The 16,032-nt window shown below is 33.8% G+C and carries 12 protein-coding genes; 8 read left to right on the top strand and 4 right to left on the bottom strand.

What is annotated here, in order from left to right; genetic code table 11:
- Positions 1-20 precede the first annotated feature (20 nt).
- From hemE to hemB, 5 genes are all read left to right on the top strand, one after another.
- Complete coding sequence (gene hemE / locus PK35_RS15685; protein ID WP_044627524.1) at positions 21-1,046, top strand: uroporphyrinogen decarboxylase; 1,026 nt, start codon at positions 21-23, stop codon at positions 1,044-1,046.
- A 12-nt stretch (positions 1,047-1,058) separates the two neighbouring features.
- The gene (locus tag PK35_RS15680; RefSeq protein ID WP_044627523.1) at positions 1,059-2,408 is read left to right on the top strand and encodes a TrkH family potassium uptake protein; all 1,350 of its coding nucleotides are present in this window, start codon (positions 1,059-1,061) and stop codon (positions 2,406-2,408) included.
- A 6-nt stretch (positions 2,409-2,414) separates the two neighbouring features.
- Positions 2,415-3,155, top strand: a complete 741-nt coding sequence (locus tag PK35_RS15675) for an EI24 domain-containing protein (RefSeq protein WP_044627522.1) — start codon at positions 2,415-2,417, stop codon at positions 3,153-3,155.
- A 98-nt stretch (positions 3,156-3,253) separates the two neighbouring features.
- A complete protein-coding gene (gene hemF, locus PK35_RS15670; RefSeq protein ID WP_044627521.1) occupies positions 3,254-4,156 on the top strand; it encodes an oxygen-dependent coproporphyrinogen oxidase in 903 nt (300 codons plus the stop codon).
- A 54-nt stretch (positions 4,157-4,210) separates the two neighbouring features.
- Positions 4,211-5,200 carry a porphobilinogen synthase gene (hemB, locus tag PK35_RS15665; RefSeq protein ID WP_044627520.1) on the top strand — a complete coding sequence of 330 codons (990 nt, stop codon included), beginning with the start codon at positions 4,211-4,213 and terminating at the stop codon, positions 5,198-5,200.
- On the opposite strand, the gene PK35_RS15660 is transcribed toward hemB, so the two are convergent.
- The gene (locus PK35_RS15660; RefSeq protein ID WP_131474428.1) at positions 5,201-7,963 is read right to left on the bottom strand and encodes a hypothetical protein; all 2,763 of its coding nucleotides are present in this window, start codon (positions 7,961-7,963) and stop codon (positions 5,201-5,203) included. It abuts the gene before it with no gap.
- 285 nt (positions 7,964-8,248) lie between these two features.
- Here PK35_RS15660 and PK35_RS15655 point away from each other — a divergent pair, with 285 nt between their 5' ends.
- The 3 genes from PK35_RS15655 (at position 8,249) to PK35_RS15645 (ending at position 11,185) form a co-directional block, all read left to right on the top strand.
- On the top strand, positions 8,249-9,535 hold the full coding sequence (locus PK35_RS15655; RefSeq protein WP_044627518.1) for a serine hydrolase domain-containing protein: 1,287 nt from the start codon (positions 8,249-8,251) through the stop codon (positions 9,533-9,535).
- A gap of 76 nt (positions 9,536-9,611) precedes the next feature.
- On the top strand, positions 9,612-10,298 hold the full coding sequence (locus PK35_RS15650) for a DM13 domain-containing protein (RefSeq protein WP_044627517.1): 687 nt from the start codon (positions 9,612-9,614) through the stop codon (positions 10,296-10,298).
- A 20-nt stretch (positions 10,299-10,318) separates the two neighbouring features.
- Positions 10,319-11,185, top strand: coding sequence for a hypothetical protein (locus PK35_RS15645; protein WP_131474427.1), 867 nt, complete (start codon positions 10,319-10,321; stop codon positions 11,183-11,185).
- Positions 11,186-11,187: 2 nt separating this feature from the next.
- Here PK35_RS15645 and PK35_RS15640 read toward each other — a convergent pair whose 3' ends face one another.
- From PK35_RS15640 to PK35_RS15630, 3 genes are all read right to left on the bottom strand, one after another.
- Positions 11,188-12,384 (bottom strand): hypothetical protein, encoded by a 1,197-nt coding sequence (locus tag PK35_RS15640; RefSeq protein WP_044627515.1) that lies wholly within the window; start codon positions 12,382-12,384, stop codon positions 11,188-11,190.
- Between the two features lie 2 nt (positions 12,385-12,386).
- The gene (locus tag PK35_RS15635) at positions 12,387-12,839 is read right to left on the bottom strand and encodes a hypothetical protein (RefSeq protein ID WP_044627514.1); all 453 of its coding nucleotides are present in this window, start codon (positions 12,837-12,839) and stop codon (positions 12,387-12,389) included.
- Between the two features lie 183 nt (positions 12,840-13,022).
- A complete protein-coding gene (locus PK35_RS15630; RefSeq protein WP_044627513.1) occupies positions 13,023-15,914 on the bottom strand; it encodes a T9SS type B sorting domain-containing protein in 2,892 nt (963 codons plus the stop codon).
- Positions 15,915-16,032: the final 118 nt, after the last annotated feature.

Here is a 16,032-nt window from a genome sequence, read left to right as displayed (position 1 = left end):
CAATGACTAGACAAAATCATATGATTAAAAACGATTTATTTTTAAGAGCATTAAAAGGTGAAACTGTTGAACGTCCACCAGTATGGATGATGCGTCAAGCAGGACGTTACCTTCCAGAATTTATGGCTATTCGTGAGAAATACGATTTTTTCACACGCTGCCAAACACCCGAGTTAGCTAGTGAAATTACGGTGCAACCTATCCGCAGATACGGTATGGATGCTGCTATTTTATTTAGTGATATTTTGGTTATTCCGCAAGCCATGAATATCGAAGTGCAAATGAAACCTAATTTTGGTCCGTATTTGCCTAACCCAATCCGTACGCAAAAAGATGTTGACAACGTTATTGTTCCAGATGTAAAAGAAGAACTAAACTACGTTTACGAAGCCATAAAAGCCACTAAAGAACTATTAAATAACGAAATTCCGTTAATTGGTTTTGCTGGTTCACCATGGACTATTCTTTGTTACTGTGTACAAGGTCAAGGCAGCAAAACGTTTGATAAGGCCAAAGAATTTTGCTTTACAAACCCAATTGCGGCACACCAAATGCTTCAAAAAATAACCGATACCACCATTGCTTACCTAAAAGAAAAAGTAAAAGCAGGCGTTAACGCTGTTCAAGTTTTCGATTCTTGGGGCGGCATGTTATCGCCAACCGATTATCAAGAATTCTCTTGGCAATATATTCAGCAAATAATCGATGCCTTAAAAAATGATGCTCCAGTAATTGCCTTTGGTAAAGGGTGTTGGTTTGCACTCGATGTTATGGCAAAATCTGGTGCTTCAGCGCTGGGTGTCGATTGGACGTGTTCTGCAAAAAATGCACGTTATTTAACTGGCGGAAACATTACGTTACAAGGTAATTTCGATCCGTCGCGTTTGCTGTCACCACCTTCAGAAATCAAAAAAATGGTTACCCAAATGATTAACGATTTTGGTAAAGATAAATACATTGTAAACCTAGGTCATGGTATTTTACCTAACATTCCGTTAGATCATGCCAAAGCGTTTATTGATGCTGTAAAGGAATATAAAGAGTAACAACAGCTAACGATGGGAGCTTCATTAAAAAACATACAAAAAAAATACACACTTTTTAAAAAAAAATGGACTCCTCAACAGAACCTATTTTATGGGTTTTTGACGTATGTTTTAGCTGGTTTTGTTTTATTATGCATTCCAATATTTCATAAAACTGACGTGTCTATTTTAGACAACTTGTTTACAGCAACCTCTGCCGTATCTACCACAGGCCTAGTTACCGTATCTGTCTTCGATAGTTATAATTTTTTTGGTCAATTTATCATCATGATATTAATTCAACTCGGTGGTATTGGATATTTAACATTTACAACTTACATGTTGTTAAGCACCACAAAAAAAATGACGCTATGGCATAAAAAAATATTATCCACTGAGTTTATTTTACCTGAAAGCATCCAAATTAAAGATTTTTTAAAATCAGTAATCATATTTACGCTAATAATGGAAATTTTGGGGAGCATAATGTTTTTCATTGTTTTTAAACAAGACCTACCTTTTTTTAACGCTTTATGGTCTGCTATTTTTCATAGTGTAAGCACATTTTGTACAGCCGGATTTAGTTTATTTAACAATAGTTTTATTGATTATGCAAATAATCCTTTATTAAATTTCACAGTTGCTTTACTTGCAATTTTTGGCTCTTTAGGATTTATTGTTGTTACAGATTTTTATTTAAAAGTTAAAAATTTTACACATAAAATTAGTTTCACCACAAAAATTATACTTTATGGGTTTATCATACTTTTAAGCTTTGGTACCTGTTTTTTATATTGGTTCGAACCTTCTATCACTCAATTAACCCAAGGCAGGTTATTAGCATCTTTTTTTCAAAGTATGTCTGCAATGACTACCGTTGGTTTTAATACGGTTGATTTTGGATTATTTAACCAATCAATGCTATTAGTTTGCATTTTCTTAATGTACGTTGGCGCATCTCCTTCTGGAACTGCTGGAGGCATTAAAATAACAACCCTATCTGCCATTTACGCCATAATTAAAAGTAGATTACGAGGACAAAAAAAAATAACTTTTATGCATAGAGTTATTCCTTTTGAAAGACTTTACATCGCCACATCTGCTTTTATTTTTTACACAACAATTATTGTTTTGGGCACTTTTTTAATAACTTTTACAAACGACTTTAAATTTGAAGACATTCTATTTGAAGTAGCATCTGCCTTAGGAACTGTAGGTGTTAGCACAGGCATTACAACTAAACTAAATACAATAGGCAAATTAATTATTATTGTTTTAATGTTTATAGGTCGCCTAGGTGTTTTAACTTTTGGACTAGCACTATGGCATAGAAAGAAAGAAAACCAGAAACATAAAATCTTAAAAGAAGATATTGCAATATAAATAAATATGATAAAAAACATACTAAAGGGGTTGCAAGGTTATGCCGGAGCATTTGGTTTAATATCTAAACTAAAACTCTGGAAATTTTTCGCAGTGCCTATGTTAATTAGCTTCGTTACAGCCATAATTATTTTTGGTACGGCGTATAGCTTATCCGATAACATTGGGCATTTTATTGCTAAAATCTGGATTTGGGATTGGGGTCACGATACTTTTGAGACCTTAAGTGCTTTTCTCGGCGGACTCATCGTACTCGTAATTGGCTTAATACTCTACAAACACATTATTATGGCCTTATCGGCGCCATTTATGAGTCCCGTTTCCGAAAAAATTGAAGCGCACATAACAGGCAAAACAGTGCATTACCATCGTAATACCACATTTAATCAACAATTATGGCGTGGTATACGCATAAATCTTAGAAATTTGGGCATGGAACTGTTGTACACAATTCCCATTTTACTCTTAAAATTAATACCTGTTGTAAATATATTTTCAACCATTTTATTATTTCTACTGCAAGCCTATTATGCTGGTTTTGGTAATATGGATTATACGCTAGAACGCCATTTTAAATACAAAGAAAGCATACAATTTGTGCGCAAAAATCGTGGTTTAGCAATAGGTAACGGTATTGTGTTTTTACTATTTTTATTAATTCCTGTTATCGGTGTTATTTTAGTGCTACCGCTATCTGTTACTGCGGCTTCAACTAAAACGATAGAAATACTGAATGTAGAAAATTAATTAAGACCTGTCAGGTTTTGAAAACCTGACAGATTTAGAAAACAATCAAATAACCGCTTCAACTTCACAAACAAATAACCAACTTGAATAAAACAAACATGAAAGACAAATTCTACCAATACATACATGATTTACAAAACACCATAACTTCTGGTTTAGAAGCTATTGATGGTAAAGCTAAATTTCAAGAAGATATTTGGGAACGACCTGAAGGCGGTGGTGGTCGTACCCGCGTTATAGAAAATGGTCATGTTTTTGAAAAAGGTGGTGTAAATATCTCTGGTGTTCATGGTAAACTTCCAGACAGCATGCAAGCTTACTTTGGCGTAAAGGATGCCGATTTTTTTGCCTGCGGATTAAGTTTAGTGCTACACCCAAAAAACCCTATGGTGCCGACTGTTCATGCGAATTGGCGCTATTTTGAAATGTATGACCAAAAAGGCAATATTGTTGACCAATGGTTTGGTGGCGGACAAGACCTTACGCCCTATTATTTATTTGAAGAGGATGCGAAACACTTCCACCAAACATGTAAAACCGCTTGCGATAAACACAATACAGCATTTTACCCAAAATACAAAGCGCGTTGCGATGAATATTTTCACAACACACATCGCAACGAAGGGCGCGGTATAGGCGGTTTATTTTTCGATTATTGTAAAGCATCAGAAGATATGACCATGGAAAATTGGTACAATTTCGTGACTGAAGTTGGCAATAGTTTCCTTAGCGCCTATCTACCTATTGTTGAAAAACGCAAAGATTTACCATATACAAAAGCACAACGCGATTGGCAAGAAATTCGTCGTGGCCGTTATGTTGAGTTCAATTTAGTGCATGATAAAGGGACATTGTTTGGTTTAAAAACTAACGGACGTATAGAAAGTATTTTAATGAGCTTACCACCGCATGTGCAATGGGTTTACGACCATCAACCTGAAGCTGGAAGCGAGGAAGAAAAATTAATTGAAGTATTAAAAAAACCCATAGATTGGGTGTAGAGTTTGAGTAAGCAACTTGTAATTTTACACTTTTAACTTTTTAAATTAAAAAGCATGTATCCATTAAGAAGAAATAGACGATTAAGAACCAACGAAGCCATTCGTAGTTTAGTTCGCGAAACCGTATTAACTCCAAACGATTTTTTAGTGCCACTTTTTGTGGTTGAAGGCAAAGGTGTTAAAGACGAAATTGCTTCTATGCCAAATTACTACCGTTACAGTTTAGATTTGCTTGAAAATGAAGTTAAGGAATTGTGGCGATTAGGCTTAAAATCGGTGTTATTATTTGTAAAAGTGCCCGATAATTTAAAAGACAATAAAGGTGCTGAAGCTTTAAACCCCAACGGATTAATGCAACGCGCCATAAAAACCGTTAAAAACGTTTGTCCTGATATGTTGGTGATGACTGATGTAGCTTTAGACCCTTACTCGGTTTACGGACATGATGGCATTATTGAAAACGGACAAATAATAAACGATGACACTGCCGAATTTCTTGCAGAAATGAGTATTTCGCACGCCAAAGCAGGTGCCGATTTTGTGGCGCCAAGCGATATGATGGACGGACGCATTCTTACCATTCGCGAAGCTTTAGAAGATGAAGGTTTTATAAACACTGGTATTATGAGCTATTCGGCTAAATATGCATCGGCATTTTACGGGCCATTTCGTGATGCGCTAGATTCTGCTCCGGTAGATGTTGTTGATATCCCGAAGGATAAAAAAACCTATCAAATGGATTTTGGCAACCGCTTTGAGGCCATTCGAGAAACCGAAATGGATATTGATGAAGGCGCCGATATTGTTATGGTAAAACCAGGTTTATCGTATTTAGATATTCTGCGAGAGATAAAAAATGAAGTCAATGTTCCTGTAGCTGTATATCAAGTTTCTGGCGAATACGCCATGATTAAAGCTGCTGCCGAAAAAGGTTGGCTTAACCACGACCAAGTGATGCTAGAAACCACCATGGCATTTAAGCGCGCAGGTGCTGATATTATAGCGAGTTATTTTGCTAAAGATTTAATGAAGCTAATATCATAATTATTTTTCCCATTTACTAACTTGGTAGGTTGACTCAAAATAACCTAATTTACCATCAGGCGAAATTGCTTCTAAAATTATGAGCATATCGCCTGTGGTATCTGCGTTGTAGAATTCTATTTCGGCTTCACCTTGCTCATTAGTTGTTATACTTGGCGACCAGTGTATAGTTGAACGTAAATCTGCAATATCCCAATCTACTGGCTCAAGAACATCATATTTTGGCGCATAAAATTCTTTTCTGGGAGAAAACCCAGAAATAACTCCTTTAAAAATGCCTTCAGTACGACCTATACCATAAAGCCCTTTACCAGAATAGGTATAAATACTAATAATTGCGAATGTTTTAAAAGCTATATCTTCAGACACTGGAAAAATTTGATAAAAATATCTTCTTGCATTTTTAGGATGATTTAGAATTTCAAAACTCTTAACACCCTCTACAGGTAAACGAGAAACTAACGGATATTCATAAAGATCTATTAAAACACCATCAATTAAAATAAAAGTAAAATCAGCACCAAAGGCATTAGCCATATCGAATGAATCAAGACCACTGCCTATTTGACTGGTTTTAAAATAATCATAACCCGATTTATTAACTCTTTTTATCCTAATATCATCAGGGAACTTTGACCTTAAAACACTATAAAGTCCAAACATCCATTTTTCTTCTTCTTTTTCGAGTTCTTCATTGCTGATAACTACATCTGGTGGCCCATGAAGTTTAAATACTTTTTCTCGTTTTGGAGTAAGGTTATACCCCGTTAATTCTACTGCATTTAATTCAATGGTATTATCGGGAGTTACAAATCCATCGTTTACTTTTTTATTTTCTATACTTGTATTTAAATAAGGGGTTACAATGGTATCGGCTAACTGAAAATTTTGTTGTTCTTCATAATATATTTTTGGTGGCGCTAAAGCGTCATCTAATGCTATATTATAGTCCTTTTTTACACCTTTCTTATTTGTTGATTGAATTACAAATTTTAAAGTATCTGCATACTGGCTTCCTAAGTTAAAGGCAAAACGCCCTAAAGAATCTGTTTTTTGAAGATAAAATCCTCTAGGATCTCCAAAGGTAAATAAAGATAAATCAACTGTTTTTTTGGGCGGCTTATTTTTATTAAATACAGAATTTACTATGCCTGAGATCCATAAATCAGTTTCAGGCTTTATGCTAAAACTGTTAATTGTATCGGTTTTATTAAATACATAATTACTCCAACCTTGAGTTAGCATTAACGATTCCATATCGCGTTTTCTATTAATACTATTCTTGTTAAAATAATATTTAGGGTTTTCAATTGTTCCTTTTAGTTCTGAGCTTAACAAAAAATGCGATAAAATATTAGGTTGCAATTTTCTAAAATCTCCTAATTGCTTTTTATCAATAACCAAAAGAGAAAGATTTGTTTTAACAGGCTGTCCGTTTGTATTAGCTACTACTATATTTAACTTAGTTTTATCTCGTTGGCTATATCTTGGTTTATTGGTATTTACCGAGATATTTAGTTTTTCTGATTCTTTAAAATTATAGAACAAACGTTCGCATAATGGCACATGATTATTATTTAAAAGTACAACACTATGTATGCCTTCATTAAAAGCATTTTTTTGCATTAATACTTGATAAAATCCGTCTTCTACTTTAAATGAATGTTCTTGTATTAAAACGCCTCTCATTTTTATCTGTACAAAAAGACTATCTGTATTTTTTACATTGGTTTCTACTTTTAAATTTAGATAATTGGTAGTTTCTAAAAGAGACATTACATACCCAGACTTATGTACTTTTGGTAATTCATATTTATAAATTGTACCATCGGCATTTGTAACTTTACAGTAATACGTTTTGGTTATATCTGGTTTTAAAAATATGTAACCCATACCTAATTCGTTACTTAACACCTCAAATAACACATTGTCTTTTTCATCAACAATATCTCCATTTACAACTGTACCTAAACCATTATACTTTACACCTTTATAGCCTAATTTGCTTTTAAGCCCATCAACTAGTTTACCACCTTCAGGAAAAAACTGTAGGTCTAAAAAGTTTTTATCAATAACTATTGTTTTTGTGTGAGTATTATTAACCTTTAGCTTATTATTTTTTAATTTAGTGTCTTCCAATTCTACTTTAAGCTTCACACTATAAGCATCTGTTGGAATTTTATACTCCAAAGCATATTGTTTTTTCTGCTTCTTAATTTCAACGGAGTCCAAAAGGTTTTTAGAATGAATATGCACCTTTAAATCTTTGGCATACGTCTCATCTATTACTTGAGGATTTATATTTGCTGATAGTTTAACTTCTCCTTCTTGTGTTTTAGTAAGTACTATATTTGTTATTACCTCGCCTTTATCAATATCTTCAAGAGAAAACAAATCAATATACCTTTCAAAAAAGAAATCTTTACCAAAATTTCTATTCCAATTGGTATAAGCTCTAATTAAATAACGCCCCGTTGGATACGATTCTCTTAACTGGAAAAAGCTATCTGCAATTCCTTTTTCCAATTTCAATTTTTTAGAGATTAAAATGTTTTTATCAAAATCTACAAGTTCTACATGAACAACACCACTTAGGCTTTTAGGATGGTTAAACACATCGGTAACAATGGCTTTAAACCAAACCGTTTCATTTGAAGTAAAAATTGTATTATTTAATTGTAAATAAATTTTTTCGGTAAAAGCAAATTCGCTAAGAGGTTGTATTTGAGGTAAATTCTGAGCATTTACAAATGATACGAACATGAAAAAAATCAAATTAAACTTAAATAAAAACTCATTTTTCATGTTAAATGTTTATTATTAATATTTACAAATATAATCAACCAACCAGTAAAAACACCAATATAACCCCTTAACATAAAGCTTATTAAGCTAATTACCTCGTTTTTTAGCCTCCTATTTATTTTCAATTTATATTCTAAAAAATATTTTTAAAAGAGAAAAAGTAAAATAGCCATAACTTGTTTACATTTAAAAGGAAGCTAAATAAGATAGTAATAACACATTTAAAATTATTGATAATATAACATGAAAAAAATTGTATTGCATTTGCTCTTAATTCTTGGGTTTACAAAACCTTGTTATGCCCAAATGCCGTATGCTTCGCCAGAATCGGTTGGCTTAAATGGCGACTTTATTAAAACACAGATTGATTCTATAATGCACTTTGGTATTAGCGAAAAAGCCTTTCCGGGTGCGCAACTTTTAGTCGCAAAACAAGGGCAAATTATTTTACACAAAGCTTACGGTTTTCATACCTACGACAGCATTACCAAAGTACAATTAAACGATATTCACGATTTAGCATCGGTCACCAAAATTGTTGGGCCGTTGCCTGCTTTAATGAAACTTTACGAGGAAGGCAAACTAGATTTAGACGCGCCATTTAGTAACTATTGGAAACCATGGAAACACCGAAAAGACAAAAAACACATTACCCTGCGTGAACTTTTAGCGCACCAATCGGGACTGCAACCTTACATTGTATTTTTAAACTCGGTAACTAAAAATGGTAACGTTAAAAAGCGTTTTATTCATTCTGAAGCTAGCAAACGGTTTTCGAATCAAATGTACGACGGAATTTACGTTAAGAATCGATTTAAAAACAAGCTGTTCCGTATTATAAATCGATCGAAAGTAAGCGACAAAAAAGTCTATACTTACTCAGGATTAGCGTCATTAATTTATCCTGAAATTATTGAAAACATCACAGGAGAAACTTACACTAATTATCTTCAAAAGCATTTTTACAAGCCATTGGGATGTGAAACTTTAGGCTATCTTCCTAAGAAAAAGAACTTTAAAAATGCCATTGTTCCAACCGAAAACGATTCCATCTTCAGAAAAACGCTCGCTCAAGGTTGGGTTCATGACGAAAACGCTGCTTTATTTGGTGGTATTTCTGGTAATGCAGGTTTATTTGGTACAGCTAAAGATTTGGCTAATTACATGCAAATGTTAGCAAATTATGGTACTCTTAATGGCACGACGTATTTTAAACCTTCAACCGTAAAGGAATTTACTAAAATTCAATATCCAGAAAATAACAACCGCCGTGGTTTGGGTTTCGATAAACCTTTAATTGGTAACGACACCTTAAACATTACAAAAGCATATCCTGCGCCACAAGTTAGTAAAGAAAGTTTTGGTCATGCGGGTTTTACCGGTACGTTTGTTTGGGCTGACCCCAAAGAACAATTAGTTTTTATTTTCCTATCTAACCGCGTTTATCCTTCAAGAACTCACCGAAACATTTACAACTTAAACATTCGCCCAAAATTGCAACAAGTGTTTTACGAGGCTCAACTTGAGTAATAGTCATAAATAAAATCTTCTTAAAACAAGTGTAAGCAACCTCTTATAGCTTCGACTATTTTAAAAACCGAAAGCTATGACTAAATTTTACACCACTGTTTTTATTGTTATTACCTTCCTGTTTTCATCCTGTAAAGGTGAAGATATTTTAGATGATGAAGTTCCTAGAGAAGTTAGAATTTTAAATCCTATTGAAAACCTTACCGAATCATCAACCCATCAATATAATGCATCGTATTTTAATAATATTGGGCAACAAGAGAGCATTACTATATCCTGGCAAAGCTCAAACGAATCTGTGGCAACAATAAATACTAGCGGATTGGTTACTGGTGTTATGGCAGGCCAAACAGAAATTAAAGCTATTGTAATGGTTAACAATACTACTATTGAAGACAGCACGCCGCTAAATATTGTAATGGATTCCAACACCTCAAACAGTTCTAGCAAAACGGGTACAATTGCCACTACAAGTAGTTACGAACTAAGCGGCACGTTTACACTCTCAACTATTGAAAACACCAATAATCTGTTACTTTCTATAGATGCAAATTACAAAGCTTCAACCAGTTTACCTGGTTTATATGTGTATTTAACCAACAATCCAAATTCGGTAGCCAACGCCTTATCTTTAGGTGCTGTACAAGTATTTAGTGGAGCCCATAACTACGTTATAGAAAATGTTGGTATAAACGATTATTCCTATTTATTGTACTGGTGCGAACCTTTTAGTGTAAAAGTTGGCGGTGCTGATATCGAGTAATTTTAATGATAAAAATTAATATGAAAACATCCATTAAGTCACTCGTTATTTTCACTTTATTAATGAGCTTTTTTATAGGAAATGCCCAATGGACTAAAGGAAAAGGTAATGGTTATTACAAACTATCGTTTTGGTATTTAGAATCGGACAAACATTTTACGGATACCGGAAAAACCGACCCAAATGTAACACGTGGACAAGTTAATGCCAGTTTTTACGGCGCTTATGGCATCACCAATAAACTAGATGCCATTGTTTATTTCCCTTTTTTTAGTAGCACTTATGAAAACGACGTTATTTCGGGAACAACAGGCGAGACCATCTCGTCTGGAGAAACTGTAAATTCTATTGGCGATATTGATATTGCCGTACGCTTAAAACTATTAAAAACTAAACGACTTGCGCTATCAACCTCATTGGTATTTGGTTTGCCCACAGGAAATAGCCAAGGTGGTAGCGATGGCAGCTTTCAAACAGGTGATGGTGAATTTAACCAACTCTTAAAAGTGAATTTAGGCACTCCTTTTAAGCTGCTTAACGCGCCTTTTTACGCAAAAACCTATGTTGGTTTTAACAACAGAACCAATGGTTTTTCAGATGAATTTAGAACAGGCTTAGAAATTGGCGGTAACTTTTTTAATAGAAAAATATGGTTAATTGCCAGAAGCCAAATAGTAGAATCGATGCAAAACGGAAGCCTAAACGCTCAAAATAGCCAAGGAAGCATTTTTGCAAATAATATTGAATATACCAATATTGGCGGCGAAATAGCTTACTACATTACAAAAAAACTTGGTGTTTCGTTAAACTATACACATCCTATTAGCGGCCGTATTATTTATGCCAATGCATCAATTTCTGGTGGTATTTTTTTCGATGTTAAATAAACCTAAAACAACTCACTAAAATCTAAATCCCAATTAACACCTAAAAGCGTAATTAAATTATTTTCTTCGGGAAAATCTTTACCAAAAGCACCTGTTAAACTCACTTTTTTAAATAACTGGTAATTAATATTACCAACCGAACGGTATTGACTACCAAAACCATCGCGTTTTAAATACTCGTAAGCAAATTTTAATTTATTAAACTCAAGTTCAACTTTTCCGCCATAATCCCAAAATACACCTTGGTTTGCAATAAAGCCATCATCAACATACTTAGCAATGCCGTAAATATGTAAATAGTTGGCAGGTTGTGAGGCTTGTTTTTCCTTTTTAATCAAGTTAATAGCAAAGTCGAGGGTTAACCAACCCGAAAACCTGTTTACATTTGATGAGATTGTATTTTCCTTAAATAACATGCCGTAAGCCAAAGCACCATCAAGTCGCAAAAACGGTTTTATATCTTTTGGGTTGTAATAAAACTTTACAATTCTGTCGGTAACCTCTTTAAAATAGGCATTTGCCAAACTTTTACCATCGGGATAATTGGAATTAAAATCAGGGTTTTTAGTCAAAAAACTATTGGCAGCATCAATATAACTTTGAGGTATTTTGTTGTTTATAATATATTCTTCAGCATCAAATTTGGTTACAATTAAATTTAAAAATACTAATGTACCATTATATTTTTGGAGCGCCTCGTTTGAATATGGTGCCGCTGTTTTACTTATAATATCAACTAAACTTTTTACTTTATTTTCACTATAAAGTTGAAGAATGGCCGTTCTTGCACCAATTGAAGCTACTTTTTTATCACCCGTATAACCATCAAATTGTTTTGTTACATATCCAAATGAAAACGAAGAATTTGTTTTAATACCATTAAACGGATTGATATAAAATTCGCCTTTCTTATTTAATTTTATACCTCGAAAATCTTGATAAGAGCGATCTTTTTTATTTGGGATTATCCAATACGGATTCGACTCCAAAGCAATATTTCCATTATTATAACCATTGTAAACATATACCGCCAAACTTTTAATATTTTCGGGCGAGTTAATAGCAGTTGGTGTTTCATCAACCAACGTAAACGCTGGTGTTGTGGTGCTTTCAAAATTAAAGTCGTTAATGGTTGTTTGCGCTTGTTGGGTAGTTACAAAACCTACTAAAACCAAAAAAATGATTGAAAACCGCTTCATAATTATGAGTTTAAAGATTTAACAAAGGCTCTGTGATTACTTCTTAAATCTTCGTTTAAAACAATCTCAATATTTTTTTCAACTGTAAATTGCTCGGGCGATACTTGAATGAATTCTGATTCAAAACTTATAAATGAAGAATAATACGTTTTCCTATTATCTTGGTCGTAAACACTATAACGAATTAGTGTACGTTCCATAACTCTTTGAAGGTTTGGCTCTTGGGTTATATCCACAATAAAAACAAACTTTACAGCTAATACAGGTAATGTTTTAGATTGTTCTTTTGAAAATGAAGAGGTATTTTCAACACTATCTAAAATTTCAAAATTCATTGGATCATCTGATGCTCTTAAAGCAAAAACAGTTGGTCCTACTTGTTGCGCTATAGTTTCAATGTCGGTAACATTAATGGTAATGCGCTGATTATTATCAAAAGTTTCAAATGTTTCCATAGTATTTAGTTTAATGGTGATTTTTTATAAAATACACATCTGCGACGTAATGAAGCACATGTATTTATTACAATACTAAATTGAAATTTTTAGGGAGGAAACACAATACCCAAAAACGGGTATCTAATTGATTTTTATAAAATTACTAAAAATTGTTTTACCGAAAAAAGAAATATTAACCTGTTATCGTTTTAACGAAAAGTGCGACACAAAATGCTTTAACTCACCGTTTTCTTCGTAAGTTAAATCGAACCAATAGTCGTTTGCTGGTAACGGTTGCCCTCTAAAAGTACCATCCCAACCTATATCGTTAGCTCGTAATTGTTTTAATAACTTACCATACCTATCGAAAATTTTAACAGTAGTAGTTGGCTGATCGCTTACAGCAAACACATGCCACGTATCGTTGTAACCGTCGTTATTCGGCGTAAGTACTTTTGGATAATTTATTATAGTAATATCATCAATTATTATAGAACCACACGACGGATTTTCGGTTTTCCTATCGTAAACCGTAACGCTATGTGAACCGCTACTTACACTGGTAAAAATACCTGCATTATCTTCTATTGGGCCATCATCTAACTGAAACCAGTATTCGCCATAACCCTCAACAGTTACAGTTATTCTTGGATTAGGCTCAAAAGTTTCTGTTTGCGATACATCGACCAATACTGGTGGTCCTGATTGTAATACTTCAAACCCTTCGCTAATTTCAGAAGAACAATTAGCAATGGGCGTGTTTTCTTCAATACTCAATGTATAAATACCAGGAGTTGCAGTATCAATTATTAATTCACTAGAAGTTTCTCCAGCAATTTCGGTTCCGTTTAAATACCAAGTATACACATAATTGGCGTTTTGTAAATCGCTAACTAAGGTAACACTGTTTAAAACTGTATTAGTCTCAAAATCTACACATAAGGTGTTGTTTCCTGTTAACGACGAAATTAATGGTTTTAAAACTGGATTTACTGTATAATTAACCGAGGTTGTAGCATAACATACATCTGGCGAACTGGCATGATACACACGAATATAAATAGTTTGAAAATTAGCAAACCTATTTGTATAAGCGTCAGGATTTGTAATTGCATTTATACCATCTTCGGCATCTTGCGAATCTTCAAAAAAGGCCACAATATAATTACTTGGATCTTGTCCATTTAAAACTTCAGTATTTAAAGAAGTTAAATCGAATTGATGAAACCCATCGTTATCACCATCTTCGTCACAAATATTAATAGGATTTGGTGCTGTTGCTAAAGCAGCATCTTCAACCGTTAAATAAAACGTAAAAACAGCATCGCACAAAGTAGCATTATCTGTAATTTGAACATAAATGGTATGAGTGTATGCTACCGAATTCGTATACGGATTTGTTGTTATTTGCGTTGACGCCGAAGCGTCTTCAAAAAATTCAACAGTAAAATCTGAAGCATCTTGGGTGCTTCCTAAAATATTAGGAATTTCGGCAATTAAATCGAAATCGAAATACCCATTTCCGCTAAAAGTACAGGCTCTTAAATTATCTAAATCTATTATTGGTGTAGGACTTACAATAATGCGCATAGTTTGCTCACTTGCACATTGGCCAGCATCGGGCGTGAAAGTGTAAATAGTGGTAGTCGTATTATCTATTGCCGGACTCCAACTTCCTGTTACACCATTTCTTGAGGTAGTTGGTAAAGGGTTAATGTTTTGTCCACTGCAACGTGGCGCAATTTGTGTAAATTCAGGAATAATTATTGGATTAACCGTAATGGTCATGGTTTGCGCTGTGGCACACTGTCCAGCATTAGGAGTAAAGGTATACGTTGTGGTGGTTGTATTATCGAGAGCTGGACTCCAAGTTCCTGTAATACTATTATTAGATGTGGTTGGTAATGGCGATAATGTTTCGCCGCTACAAATAGGAGCTACCTGTGTAAATTCGGGTGTTAAACTTGGGTTGACTGTTACAGTTTCAGAATCGGTTAATGTTTGCGAACAAATTACAGTTCCCGAACCATCAATTACCTGAACACTTTCTAAAGTTAATGTTGAATTTACCGTTAACACTTGATTTAAAGTTGCTATACCTGAATTATCAATATAAACTTGTTGTGCTGCCCCACCATTAATATTATAATTTACAGTTGTATTTTCTGTTCCTGTAAATGTAAAAGTTACCGATTCACCTTCACAAATGGTATTTCTATCAACAGAAACTACAGCATCTGGAATAGGAGAAACCACTAAATTAAAATCGATTAAACTATAGCAATCAGTAGTTGCGGACTTTACTTTTGCATAAATCTGTTGCGGATTACTTGTATTATTATAAATATCTGGCAATTCATTAATATCATCGGTAGCATCGGCTAAATTTTCATAAAACTCAACAGTATTGCTTGCGTCAGAATTAATACTATTTCTTAAACTTCCTAAATCAAAAGACGAAGCATTAGGTGTACTACTACAAGCAATAACATCGTTGATAGCAGTAGCTATTGGTGGAGATGGAAACGCTCCTGCACCTTGCATAGCTGTACCTGTCCACTGTATTTCAAAACTACCTGAAACGTTTGGTCTATCAATAACAATAAAATAAGTTTCACCAACAGCAACGGTTAACCAATCTACATAACCATTACCATTTGCTCCTGGTCCCGTTTGCGTTTGGGTTGTACTGCCATTTATTCCTGTATGGTTATTAAGTAAACCTGCCTGCTGAGGATTGGTAGTAGCACAACGAATAGGACTACCAAGATTAGCACATAACTGGTTAGGGCCATATACCCAAAAATTATAATCAATAGAAATATCTGGATCGTCAGGAATTAAATCAAACCCCAAAGTTCCACCTTGTACAATATTAATCTCTAACCATATTGAATTTTGCTCGAAACCACCACAAGAATTAACTTCTGTTGGATTATTTCCTGGTCCTGTCGCATTCGATTGAAAATTTCCGTTACCACAAACTGTAATAATATTATCGCAGTCGTTTGGTTCGTTTTGAGCTTGCAACGGTATAAAAATTAATATAAACATGCCAAAACACATAAACCTAACCGCTTGAGCTATCTTCATAATAATCAATTGATTTAGGCCATAAATTTAATCATTCTATTTCTTAATTATCAAGAATTGTAAGTGTCTATTTTAGATATTTTAAAGAATAATAAAGTTTGCTTTTAATTTTAGTTAT

The sequence above is a fragment of the Neotamlana nanhaiensis genome (assembly GCF_000943555.1).
In the GTDB taxonomy this organism is placed as follows: Bacteria; Bacteroidota; Bacteroidia; order Flavobacteriales; family Flavobacteriaceae; genus Neotamlana; species Neotamlana nanhaiensis.
The sequence above is the reverse complement of the archived record's forward strand: the minus strand, read 5'-3'. Positions and strand labels throughout refer to the sequence as shown.